The sequence below is a fragment of the Mycobacterium sp. genome (genome assembly GCF_040509115.1).
GTDB lineage: Bacteria > Actinomycetota > Actinomycetes > Mycobacteriales > Mycobacteriaceae > Mycobacterium.
In genome coordinates, this window is sequence record NZ_JBEVLO010000540.1 from 1 (window position 1) to 11,719 (window position 11,719).

Annotated in this window: 10 protein-coding genes and 1 pseudogene; 9 read left to right on the plus strand and 2 right to left on the minus strand. The window is 66.9% G+C overall.

Translation table 11 applies throughout. The annotated features are described in order from the left end of the window. From ABW137_RS36185 to ABW137_RS36225, 9 genes and pseudogenes are all read left to right on the plus strand, one after another. Positions 1–833, plus strand: an 833-nt coding sequence (locus ABW137_RS36185; protein WP_526407851.1) for a phosphotransferase enzyme family protein, incomplete at its 5' end; no start/stop codon positions are given. Between the two features lie 21 nt (positions 834–854). Then, positions 855–1,634 carry a 3-oxoacyl-ACP reductase FabG gene (gene fabG / locus ABW137_RS36190; RefSeq protein WP_526407853.1) on the plus strand — a complete coding sequence of 260 codons (780 nt, stop codon included), beginning with the start codon at positions 855–857 and terminating at the stop codon, positions 1,632–1,634. Between the two features lie 51 nt (positions 1,635–1,685). Further along, the gene (locus tag ABW137_RS36195; RefSeq protein WP_526407855.1) at positions 1,686–2,468 is read left to right on the plus strand and encodes a GntR family transcriptional regulator; all 783 of its coding nucleotides are present in this window, start codon (positions 1,686–1,688) and stop codon (positions 2,466–2,468) included. Between the two features lie 83 nt (positions 2,469–2,551). Beyond that, positions 2,552–3,193 carry an MBL fold metallo-hydrolase gene (locus ABW137_RS36200; RefSeq protein WP_526407857.1) on the plus strand — a complete coding sequence of 214 codons (642 nt, stop codon included), beginning with the start codon at positions 2,552–2,554 and terminating at the stop codon, positions 3,191–3,193. Positions 3,194–3,406: 213 nt separating this feature from the next. Next, on the plus strand, positions 3,407–4,285 hold the full coding sequence (gluQRS, locus tag ABW137_RS36205) for a tRNA glutamyl-Q(34) synthetase GluQRS (protein ID WP_526407866.1): 879 nt from the start codon (positions 3,407–3,409) through the stop codon (positions 4,283–4,285). 68 nt (positions 4,286–4,353) lie between these two features. After that, a pseudogene (locus ABW137_RS36210) lies at positions 4,354–4,635 on the plus strand (transporter substrate-binding domain-containing protein); the annotation flags it as partial. 501 nt (positions 4,636–5,136) lie between these two features. Then, positions 5,137–6,540 (plus strand): ABC transporter permease subunit, encoded by a 1,404-nt coding sequence (locus tag ABW137_RS36215; protein WP_526407868.1) that lies wholly within the window; start codon positions 5,137–5,139, stop codon positions 6,538–6,540. Beyond that, positions 6,537–7,328, plus strand: a complete 792-nt coding sequence (locus tag ABW137_RS36220) for an amino acid ABC transporter ATP-binding protein (protein ID WP_526407858.1) — start codon at positions 6,537–6,539, stop codon at positions 7,326–7,328. The genes ABW137_RS36215 and ABW137_RS36220 overlap by 4 nt, the downstream gene beginning before the upstream one ends. Before the next feature lie 37 nt (positions 7,329–7,365). Continuing rightward, complete coding sequence (locus ABW137_RS36225) at positions 7,366–8,733, plus strand: flavin monoamine oxidase family protein (protein ID WP_526407860.1); 1,368 nt, start codon at positions 7,366–7,368, stop codon at positions 8,731–8,733. A 52-nt stretch (positions 8,734–8,785) separates the two neighbouring features. Here ABW137_RS36225 and ABW137_RS36230 read toward each other — a convergent pair whose 3' ends face one another. Together ABW137_RS36230 and tgt are read right to left on the minus strand one after the other, a co-directional pair. Beyond that, positions 8,786–10,018 carry a cytochrome P450 gene (locus ABW137_RS36230; protein ID WP_526407862.1) on the minus strand — a complete coding sequence of 411 codons (1,233 nt, stop codon included), beginning with the start codon at positions 10,016–10,018 and terminating at the stop codon, positions 8,786–8,788. 49 nt (positions 10,019–10,067) lie between these two features. Further along, positions 10,068–11,327, minus strand: a complete 1,260-nt coding sequence (gene tgt / locus ABW137_RS36235; RefSeq protein WP_526407864.1) for a tRNA guanosine(34) transglycosylase Tgt — start codon at positions 11,325–11,327, stop codon at positions 10,068–10,070. Positions 11,328–11,719: the final 392 nt, after the last annotated feature.

The following is an 11,719-nucleotide window of genomic DNA, read 5'->3' on the forward strand; positions in this document are numbered from 1 at the left end:
GACCGCACGAGATCGAGTCCGAACTCGACTGGCTCGACGCCCTGCGGGTCGGCGGCGACGTCACCGTACCCACGGTGCTTCCCACGCGTGACGGTCGACGGGTCGTCACCGTCGACCAGGACGGAACTGCGCGTCACGTCGTCCACTTCGAGATGGTTGCAGGCAACGAGCCCGACGAGAAGAACCTCACCGACCAGGACTTCTTCACCCTGGGCCGAATCACCGCCGCCCTGCACGACCATTCGACGACGTGGGTCCGCCCGGTTGGGTTCGGCCGCTTCTCCTGGGACTGGCAGCACAGCCTCGGCGACCAACCACGTTGGGGCCGTTGGCAGGACGCGATGGGAGTCGGCAACGAGGAGTCCGCCCTGCTGGGCAGGGCGCAGCAGTTGCTGGGTGATCGGCTGGATCGGTACGGCACCGGCCCCGACGTCTTCGGCCTGGTGCACGCCGACCTACGTCTGGCCAACCTGCTCGTCGACGACCCAGGGCACGGCGCGGACCCGACGATCACCGTCATCGACTTCGACGACTGCGGCTTCGGCTGGTACTTCTACGATTTCGGCACCGCAGTGTCCTTCTTCGAGGACGATCCCGCGGTGCCTCGGTGGCAGGATGCCTGGGCGGCAGGCTACCGGTCCCGTCGACCGCTGGCCGAGCGCGACGAAGCCATGCTGCCGTCGTTCGTGCTGCTGCGCAGACTGCTGCTGCTGGCGTGGATGGGGACGCACAGCCACTCGAAGGAATCGCAGGCGATTTCGGTCACCTACGCCAAGGGCAGTTGTGAACTCGCCGAACGCTATCTGACGTTCGACGGGCTACGGCTGGCCTGACCCACCCACTGAAAGGCGAACATGTTCACTTCACTGCAGGGCCGCACGGCCGTCGTGACCGGCGGCAGCAAGGGCATCGGTCGAGGCATCGCCGAGACGTTCGCGGCAGCGGGCGTCAACGTCGTCATCACCGGACGCACCCAGGGTGACATCGACACGGCCGTCGCCGAACTCGCAGGCGCCCCAGGTGCGGTCAGTGGCGTCGCCGCCGACGTCACCAGCCCCGAGGACTGCCGCCGCGTGGTCGCCGCGGCACTGGAACGACACGGCGCGTTGGACGTCGTGTGCGCCAACGCGGGAATCTTTCCGTCCGGGCGGCTCGAAGACCTGACCCCCGAGGACATCGAGCACGTGATCGGCGTGAACTTCAAGGGCACCGTGTACATCGTCCAGGCTGCACTCGCCGCGCTGACCGACAGCGGCCATGGCCGGGTGATCGTGACGTCGTCCATCACCGGTCCGATCACCGGCTACCCAGGGTGGTCGCACTACGGCGCCAGCAAGGCTGCGCAACTCGGATTCATCAGGACCGCAGCCATGGAGCTCGCGCCGAAGAAGATCACCATCAACGCGGTGCTGCCCGGCAACATCATCACCGAGGGTCTCATCGAAATGGGCCAGGACTACATGAACCAAATGGCGGCGGCGGTGCCCGCAGGCCGGCTCGGGAGCGTGGCCGACATCGGCAATGCCGCCTTGTTCTTCGCCACCGAGGAGGCCGGCTACATCACCGGGCAGGCCCTGGTGGTGGACGGCGGCCAGATTCTGCCCGAATCCCAGGCGGCGATCGCCGAACAGTAACCTCGCCGTTCCGTAGAATTGGTCCGACCAAATACACAGGCAGGAGACGCCGTGCCCACGCCGAGCGAGAAACTGCGGCGTCGCATCGTGGCCGATCTCAACGCGGGCACCCCTGGGACCAAACTCGGCAGCGAACGCGAACTGGCCGAGCGGTACGGCACCAGCCGGTCCGGCTTGCGGCAGGTACTGGCGGCATTGGAGGAGGCCGGTCTCGTCGACCGCGTCATCGGACGGGCAGGCGGCATCTTCATCAGCCACGCCCAGGTGCAACGGAGCCTGTCCGACGTGGTCGGCGTCCCCGCATTCCTCGCCAACCAGGGGTACGTGGCGGGCACCCGGGTGCTGGCCACCAAGATCACGGTCCCGGACCGCACCACGCAGCAGGCACTGCACCTCGCGGCCGACGACTTCGTGGTCGAGATCCAGCGCGTGCGGCTCGCCGACGGGTCCCCAATCTCGCTGGAGCTCGCGCAATTCCCCGCCGACGCCTTTCCCGGACTGCTTGAGCGCGAGCTCGGTGGGTCGATCTACGAAATCCTGGAAACCCATTACGGTCTCGTCACCTCACGCGCCGACGAGCGCATCGAGGCGGTCAATGCCACCCCCGACGAAGCCACACTGCTCGGCATCAAGCAGCGGTCGGCGCTCCTGCTCATCACTCGAATCGCCTACGACCAGAACGGAACACCCTGCGAGTTCTCGCGTGACCTCTTCCGAGGTGATCGCACGCGCCTCGCGGTGACCGTTCAGGGGCGGGGCATCGGCGTTCAGTCACCCGCGGACACGGCGACGGTGGCCCTGCAGAGTCAAGACGACCGGGTCAAGGCGAGCTGACGCGATCGACGACGTCCTTGACCTCAAGTGCGGTTGATGTTCCACCATGGGTGCACAGTCATCACGTGCAGCAGGAGGAACCCATGCGACCCATCCGCGCCGACCTCTGGGAAGCCCGCATCGACAGCCCCTTCCCAGGGTTGACCACCCACGCCTACCTATGGACGGGCGGCCCCGACGGCAACGTCCTGTTCTACGGGGTCCAGACAGACGCCGACTTCGACGCCATCGCCAACCTGGGTGGCGTTGCCCACCAGTATCTTTCGCACCGCGACGAAGCCGGGCCAATGCTGGGCCGAGTTCGGGAACGCTTCGACGCGCGGCTGCACGCCCCGGCGGCCGAACTCGTCGAGATCGGCCAGCACGCACACGTGGACGTACCCCTCGCGGGCAGGCACGTCGACGCCAACGGCATCGAGGTCATCCCCACCCCCGGCCACACCCCCGGCAGCACCAGCTATCTGGTGCCCGGCGTCAACGGCCAGCGCTACCTGTTCACCGGCGACACGATACTGCTTGGCGCCGATGGCAATTGGTTCGCCGGGTACATTCCGCCGGTCAGCGACGCCGACCCCCTCTCGGCCAGTTTGCAACTGCTGACGCCACTTCGGCCGGATCTGGTGATCTCCAGCGCGTTCGCTGGCGAGACGGCGGTGCATGCACCCGGCCGGGGCTGGGCAGACTGCGTCCGGCAGGCCCGTTCACGGCTGGCGGCGGTCGCCTAGTCGCACCGACCTACCGGGACTGGCGTGTCGGGTGGGGCTCGGCGCGCTACGGTTGCAGACACGAGCTCCCGCGCCCGCAAAGAAGTGATCCGATGAACGAGCCCCACCCGCCCCACCTCGACGACCCCGCTCCCTTCTCGTCGTGATTCCCCCTCCGGCGCACTGTTGGTGCTGCAGGTCCTGGCAATGAATCCGTTCTAGATGAGCGATGCGATGAACTCCGCCGCGGGCCGGTTCGCCCCAAGTCCGTCCGCCGACCTACACCTCGGAAATCTGCGAACGGCACTGTTGGCGTGGCTGTTCGCCAGGTCGACGGGGCGTCGCTTCCTGGTGCGCGTCGAGGACCTCGACGACCGGACGTCCCCGCGCGTCGCAGCCCACCAGGTAGCAGATCTCGCCGCGATCGGGATCACCTGGGACGAGGCGCCCGAGTATCAGACCGCCCACGAGGACCGCTACCGGGCCGTCGTCGACGAGCTGACCGCGCGCGGGCTGACGTTCGAATGCTTCTGCAGCAGAAAGGACATCCTGCGGGCGCCCCGCGCGCCGCACGCGCCCGAGGGCGCGTACCCCGGGACCTGCCGCAACCTCACCGACGACGAGCGCACCGAGCGTCGGAACGCCTCGGATCGGCCGCCTGCGCTGCGACTGCGCTCCGACGTCGCCGAGTACACCGTCACCGACGTGTTGCACGGCGAGTACACCGGCGTGGTCGACGACTTCGTGTTGCGGCGCTACGACGGGGTACCGGCCTACAACTTGGCGGTAGTGGTCGACGATGCGGCCCAGGACGTCGACCAGGTGGTGCGCGGAGACGATCTGCTCTCGTCGTCACCGCGGCAGGCCTACCTCGGTTCGCTGCTGGGCCATCCGCAACCGACCTACGCACACGTTCCGCTGGTACTGAACGTCGACGGCAAACGGCTGGCCAAGCGCGATGGCGCCGTCACGTTGGCCGAGTTGGGGGTCGAGCATGCGCTCACCCTGATCGCCGAGTCACTCGGATATTCGGCGACGACACCGGAGGGCATGCTCGCCGAATTCGATGCGGCGGCGCTGCCCCGCGGACCTTGGATTTACCAGCCCGTGTGAGCAGAACTCTTTGAAAGTGATTGATCGGTTGCTACCGTCCGCCGGTGTTCGGATACTTCCGGCGAGTAATGCTCGCCGTCCTCGTCGTCGCCGCGGTGGTACTCAGCGCGGCCGGTTGCGGATCGTCGGACGACAAGGGCAGTGACCCGATCAAGGCGGCGGGCGTACTGCGCGTCGGCACCGAGGGTGTGTACTCACCGTTCAGCTATCACGACCAAGCCACCGGCGACCTGGCCGGCTACGACGTCGACGTCGCCAAGGCCGTCGGCGAGAAGCTTGGCGTGCCCGTCGAATTCGTCGAGACCCCCTGGGACTCGATGTTTGCCGCGTTGGAGGCCGACCGCTTCGACATCGTCGCCAACCAGGTGACCATCAACCCCGAACGCCAGGCGAAGTACGACCTGTCCCAGCCGTACACCGTCGGCGAGGGCGTCATCGTCACGCGCGCCGATGACAATTCGATCTCCTCGCTCGCCGACATCAAGGGCAAGACCGCCGCGGAGAACGCCACCAGCAACTGGTCGGAGGTGGCGCGCAAGGCGGGGGCCAACGTCGAATCGGTCGAAGGCTTCGCCCAGGCGATCACGCTACTCAACCAGGGCCGCGTCGACGTGGTCATCAACGACAGCATTGCCGTCTACGCCTACCTGGCCGAAACCGGCGACAAGTCGATCAAGATCGCAGGCACCGTCGGCGAGAAGAGCGAGCAGGGCTTCGCCGCCCGCAAGGACAGCGGCTACCTCCCCGAGCTGAACAACGCGCTCAGCGAGCTCCGCGCCGACGGCACCCTCGCCAAGATCTCGCAGAAGTACCTCAAGGCCGACGCAACGGGCGCGCCTGCGGACACGCCGATCAGGTCGGCGGGGGTGCTGCGTGTCGGGACGGAGGGCACGTACTCGCCGTTCAGCTATCACGACCAGGCGACCGGCGAACTGACCGGGTACGACGTCGACGTCGCCAAGGCCGTCGGCGAGAAGCTGGGCGTGCCCGTCGAATTCGTCGAAACCCCGTGGGACTCGATATTCGCCGCGCTGGAGGCGAAGCGCTTCGACGTGGTGGCCAACGAAGTCACCATCAACCCGGAACGCCAAGCCAAGTACGACCTCTCGCAGCCGTACTCGGTCGGCGAAGGCGTCATCGTCACCAGGGCGAACGACGACTCGATCTCCTCGCTCGCCGACCTGAGGGGCAAGACCACCGCCCAGTCGAGCACCAGCAACTGGGCGCAGGTGGCAAGGGATGCCGGCGCCAACGTGGAATCCGTCGAGGGCTTCGCACAAGCGATCACGCTGTTGAATCAGGGCCGCATCGACGCAACGGTCAACGACAGCATCGCTGTCTATGCCTATCTCGCCGAGACGGGCGACAAGTCCGTGAAGATCGCGGCGAACACGGGCGAGAAGAGTGAACAGGGCTTGGCCGCCGTCAAGAACAGCGGATACCTACCCGAGCTGAACGGGGCATTGGACGAACTGCGCGCCGATGGCACCCTCGCCAAGATCTCGCAGAAGTACCTCAAGGCCGACGCGACGGGTGCGGCCGGGGGCGCGCCGCAGGCCAGTGGGCAGGCCGCCGAGCCGCCGCCGGCGCCGAGGTCGGCGTGGAAACTGGTTCTCGACAATCTGTGGCCGCTGGCCAAGGCCGCACTCACCGCCACCATCCCACTCACCATCATCAGCTTCGTGGTGGGACTGGTCATCGCGCTGGCAGTGGCGTTGGCACGGTTGTCGTCGAACGCGATCCTCTCCAACGTGGCGCGCTTCTACATCTCCCTCATCCGCGGTACCCCGCTGCTGGTGCAGTTGGTGATCGTGTTCTACGGCCTACCGAAGTTCGGGGTCACGCTGCCTGCGTTCACCGCTGCCGTGATCGCGTTCTCGCTCAACGTCGGTGGCTACGCCGCAGAGATCATCCGATCAGCGATTCAAAGCATTCCCAAGGGTCAATGGGAGGCCGCCGAGACCGTCGGGCTCAACTACACCAGCACGCTGAGGCGGATCATCATCCCTCAGGCGACCCGCGTCGCGGTCCCGCCGCTGTCGAACACGCTGATCTCGTTGGTGAAGGACACGTCGCTGGCATCGGTCATCTTGGTGACCGAACTATTCCGTAAGGCACAGGAGATCGGTGCGCCGACGTTCGACTTCTTCACGACGTACACCGCTGCCGCGGTGTACTACTGGGTGATCTGCCTGGTGCTGTCGATCGGCCAGAATCGCTTCGAACGTCGACTGGAAAGGCATGTGGCGCGATGACCGAGGACGTCAAGGACAGCGTCGACGGCGGCGAGATCGAGTACCGCGTCACCGCGGAGAACGTCGAGAAGGCGTTCGGCGACAACAAGGTGCTCAGAGGCGTTTCGTTCACCGTGGAGCGTGGCACCGCGACGGCCATCATCGGGCCGTCGGGCTCGGGCAAGACGACGCTGCTTCGTACGCTGAACGCGCTCGACAGGGCCGATTCCGGCGTGATCCGGGTGGACGACGTCGAGATCGACTTCTCAACGCCGACACCGAAATCCGAGGTGCGCAGGTTCCAGTCCCGCAGTGGCTTCGTGTTTCAGGGCCACAATCTGTTCCCGCACAAGACGGTGCTGGAGAACATCATCGAGGTACCGGTGATCGTGCAGAAGCGGCCGAAGGACGAGGCCGTCGCCGACGCCGTCCAGCTGCTCGAACAGGTGGGGTTGGCCGAGAAGAGGGACCAGTACCCGTTCCAGTTGTCGGGTGGGCAGCAGCAGCGGGTGGGCATCGCACGGGCATTGGCCCTCAAACCCAAGCTGGTGCTGTTCGACGAGCCGACCTCGGCACTAGACCCGGAACTCGTCGGCGAGGTGCTCTCGGTCATCAAGGATCTGGCCGTCGAAGGGTGGACGCTGGTGATCGTCACCCACGAAATCCAGTTCGCTCGGCAGGTTTCCAATCAGGTGCTGTTCACCGACAGGGGCATCATCCTCGAGAAGGGCACGCCGGAAGAGGTCATCGGAAACCCCAAGGAGGAGCGCACCCGGCAGTTCCTCGACCGGATCCTCAACCCGCTTTAGCCCACGCGTTCCCCGCGAGCGGGAGAGACTGGGCGACATGTCGCCACCGAACGTGCAAGCGGACGTCGTCATCGTCGGGGCGGGCCTGTCGGGCATGATCGCCGCCCGAACGGTGCTCGCAGCCGGCCTGCATCCGTTGCTCCTGGAGGCCGACGACCGGGTCGGCGGGCGCATTCTCACCGAGGAGGTAGCGCCGGGATTGCCCGTTGAGCTCGGGGCCCAGTGGATCGGCGACACGCACCAACGGATGTTCGCCCTGGCCGCCGAACTCGGCGTCGAGACGTATCGGCAGTATGACGAAGGCGAGACGTCCTACGACCTTGGCGGCTCGGGGGTGTTGCGCGAGAAGGACTTTCACACCCAGTTCGCCGACGAGCTGGCCCAGCTGGAACGCGTGCTTCGCCTGCTGGACGAGCTGGCCGCGGAGGTCCCCGTCGAGGCACCGTGGCTAGCACCGCGCGCCGCCGAATGGGACGTCGTCTCGGCGGGCGGCTGGTACGACGCGCAGGGTTTGTCGCCGGTCGCCAGGACGCTGCTGGAGATCTGCACCGTCGGCATCCTCGCGGTGCCCACCGTCGAGGTGTCGTTTCTGCATCTGCTCTTCACGATTCAGACCTGCGGCGTGACGTCGGAACTCTTCGCTGAATCGGAGGGCGGGGCTCAGACCACGCGATTCGTTGGCGGCACCAGCGAGATCCCCCGCCGGTTGGCTGCCATGATCACCGACCACATCGTGCTAGGGGCCCCGGTGCTGCTCATCGAACACACCGCGGACGGCGTGACCGTGCACTGCCGCGGCGGGCTGGTCGCACGCGGGCGCCGGGTCATCGTCGCGATTTCGCCCACCCTGGCCGGCCGGATCATGTACGACCCGCCGCTGTCCGGCGTCCGCGACCAGCTCACGCAACGACTGCCCAACGGCTCGGCCATGAAGGCGTTCTTCGTCTACGACGAACCCTTCTGGCGTGCAGACGGATTCAACGGTCAGCTCATCTCGGATGTCGGCCCCGCCCGGATGTCCAACGACACCTGCATCCCAGGCGACGACCGCGGCGTCATCCTGCTGTTCCTCGAAGGCGATCAGGCCCGCACGTTCGGCAGGCTCCCCCATGACGAGCGTCGGACCGCGCTGACGGCGGAATTGGTACGGCACTACGGCGGCAGGGCGGCGAATCCCGAGTTCTACGTCGACGGCGAATGGTCGGACCGACAGTGGACCAGAGGCTGCTACAACGCCAATCACGGGCCGCACGTGTGGACCACGTACGGTCACGCGCTGTCGACGCCGATCGGCGTGATCCATTGGGCGTCAACGGATACCGCTACCCACTGGAGCGCCTACATGGAGGGTGCGGTCGAGGCGGGCGAGCGGGCGGCACGCGCGGTCATCGCCGAACTCGCCTAGCGATCTGCGTGTTGGAACCCGCGCCCGCCGCGGGTGCGCGTGCACAAATCACTCAGGGCGCGACGGGTAACGACGCCAGCCCACGCAGCGTGACGTTCGGCTTGTAGATCGCCTCGCCATCCAGTCGAGCGTCGGGGAACCGTGCCGTGACCGCCGACAGTGCGACCGACGCCTCGAGTCTGGCCAGCGGTGCGCCGAGGCAGAAGTGGGGTCCCTTGCCGAAGCCGAGGTGGCGGATCGTTGCGCGGTCGGGGTCGAAGACTCCCGCGCGGTCGACCGCGACGGGATCGCGGTGCGCCGCGGCCAGAAGCATCATCATCGTGTCGCCCCTTGGGATGTCGACGCCGGAGATGGTCATGTCGTCGCCTGCGATGCGCGTCGCCAGTTGGACGGGCGGGTCGTAGCGCATGGTCTCCTCGACGACGGCCGACACCCGAGTCGGATCGGTGGCCAACGCGGTCCACTGCCGCGGGCTGCGGAGCATCGCCAGGGCCGCGTTGGCGATCAGGTTGACGGTCGTTTCGTGACCGGCGATGAGCAGCAGATTGCACGTTGCGACGATCTCGTCTTCGGTCAGATGATCGCCGCCCTCCTCCGCCGCGATCAGTCCCGAGATCAGATCGTCCCGGGGTGCGCCGCGGCGCAGGTCGACGAGCTCGTGGAGGTACTGGCGCAACCACCTGCCCGCTTCCTGTCGTCGCTCGGCGCCGTCAGACGCCTCGCCGGTCAAGGTGATGAACGGGTCGAGTGCCTCGGCCAGCAGCGCGGACGCCTCACTGAACTTCGGTTCGTCCTCCAGCGGGACGCCCAGCAGTCGGCAGATCACCGCGACGGGCAGCGGGTAGGCCAGGTCGGCGATGACGTCGAAGGGACCCGCTCCGGCCCGCTCCTCGATCGCGTCGAGCAGGTCGCCGACCATCGAGGTGATGTCCGGTTCGAGCGCCCTGATCACCTTCGGGACGAACGCCTTGCTGACCAGCTTGCGCAGCCGGGTGTGGTCGGGCGGGTCGAGGAACAGGAAGCTTGGCGGTCCTGGTGGCCGAACGACGATGCCCTCGGCGAGCTGGCGCTGCACCAGCGTCGAGTTCATGGAATCACTCGACGAGGACGGGTGGCGGAACACCGCGTCGCAGTCGGCAAACGACGAGAAGACGGTGAGGTGTCCGTCCCGCATGGGCAGCGGGCCGCCCTGCCTGATGCGGTCGTACAGCGGGTACGGGTCGGCGCGGGTCGCAGGATCGAGGAGTTGCACCACGAGTGTCTGCGCCTCGGCGGCAGTGGTCATGCTCTTATTGTGCACACGTCCAAGAACGCAGTGCTAGGACGAGTCGGTGCTAGGACGAGTAGTACCGCCCGAGCACGTGCTCGCGGAGTTCGTCGAACTCGTCGGCGGTGATGGCCGCGCGGATTTGGTCGACGAGCCGGATCACGAAGCGCTCGTTGTGGATCGTGCACAGCGTGGAGGCGAGCATCTCCTTGGCCTTGAACAGGTGGTGCACGTAGGCGCGGGTGTAGTTGGCGCAGGTGTAACAGTCGCATTCGGCGTCGATGGGCGTGAAGTCGCGCTTGTACCTGGCGCCGGTGATGTTGTACCGCCCGTCCGCCGAATACACCGCGGCGTTGCGCGCGACGCGCGACGGCGACACGCAGTCGAAGGTGTCCGCGCCCGCCGCGACCGCGGCGAAGAGGTCGTCGGGCTCACTGATGCCGAGCAGGTGACGAGGCTTGTCCGCGGGCAGCTCGTCGGTGACCCAGCCGACGATCGTCGCGAGATTCTGCTTCTCCAACGCGCCGCCGATGCCGTAGCCGGCGAAGCCGCGGCCATCCTCGTCGCGGATCTCGGTCAGCCCGCGGGCCGCCTGCCGACGCAGGTCTTCGTACTGTGCGCCCTGCACCACGCCGAACAGTGCCTGCGGCGGCTTGTCGGCTCGCTCGACGCCGAGCCGACGGTGTTCGGCGAGGCACCGCACGGCCCAGTCATGGGTGCGCTGCACCGAACGTTCCTGGTAGCCGCGGGTGTTCATCAACGTGGTCAGCTCGTCGAACGCGAAGATGATGTCCGCACCGAGTTGGTGCTGGATGCCGATGGACACCTCGGGGGTGAACCGGTGCGTCGAGCCATCGAGGTGCGACCGGAATGTCACGCCGTCGTCGTCGACGTGCGCCAGCCGCTCCTTGCCCTCGGCGATGACGTCGTCGGCCTGGACTCGCCCGGCGTCCATCGACAGCACCTTCTTGAACCCCACGCCGAGCGAGAGCACCTGGAACCCACCGCTGTCCGTGTAGGTGGGCCCTTGCCAGTTCATGAAGGCCCCGAGCCCGCCCGCTTCGTCGACGACGTCGGGGCCCGGCTGCAGGTAGAGGTGATAGGCGTTGGCCAGGACCGCTTGAGCGCCAACGTCCTTCATGGACTCGGGCAGTACTGCCTTCACGGTCGCCGCGGTGCCGACGGCCACGAACGCAGGCGTGTGAATGTCACCGTGCGGGGTGTGGATGACGCCGACGCGGCCAGACCGCCCGGACAGCTCCGCTCGAACCTCGAAGAACTGGTCGACGGCAGGAGCGGAATTGCGTTCGGTTGACGGTCCACTCACCGCAGTAGATTCTCACACCTGGTGCGGAGGCCCCGCGCGACCGTGCGACAGCAATGCCGGAGTGGCGGCCATTCCCTCGTCGGCGGCGCGATCGAGCCGCGGCGGCCGCCCACCTCGTCGACGCCGCACGACGCAGTCGAGTTCGAGGATGGGCAAACCGATCTTCCGCATCACCTCAGACCCCTGCGACCGGCAGCCGCATGGGCGGATGTTGCTCGACTCGCCCACTGGGGCGCCAGCGCGAAGTCGCCGCCGAATACCCGTTCGACGGTTGCTCTGTGCCAAGACATCAATTCCGCCAATCCCAGGTCCGCTGGTGGGAGGCACCCCATACTGCGGTGGACGATCCGCTGATCTTGACGGATCGCGCGAAAGAAGGAGAGCAGTGGTGA

Excerpts from the sequence above, each read along its gene's own strand:
- fabG (WP_526407853.1), top strand. The coding sequence starts at position 855 with ATGTTCACTTCACTGCAGGGCCGCACGGCCGTCGTGACCGGCGGCAGC.
- ABW137_RS36200 (WP_526407857.1), top strand. The coding sequence starts at position 2,552 with ATGCGACCCATCCGCGCCGACCTCTGGGAAGCCCGCATCGACAGCCCC.
- gluQRS (WP_526407866.1), top strand. The coding sequence starts at position 3,407 with ATGAACTCCGCCGCGGGCCGGTTCGCCCCAAGTCCGTCCGCCGACCTA.
- ABW137_RS36220 (WP_526407858.1), top strand. The coding sequence starts at position 6,537 with ATGACCGAGGACGTCAAGGACAGCGTCGACGGCGGCGAGATCGAGTAC.
- ABW137_RS36225 (WP_526407860.1), top strand. The coding sequence starts at position 7,366 with ATGTCGCCACCGAACGTGCAAGCGGACGTCGTCATCGTCGGGGCGGGC.
- ABW137_RS36230 (WP_526407862.1), bottom strand. The coding sequence starts at position 10,018 with ATGACCACTGCCGCCGAGGCGCAGACACTCGTGGTGCAACTCCTCGAT.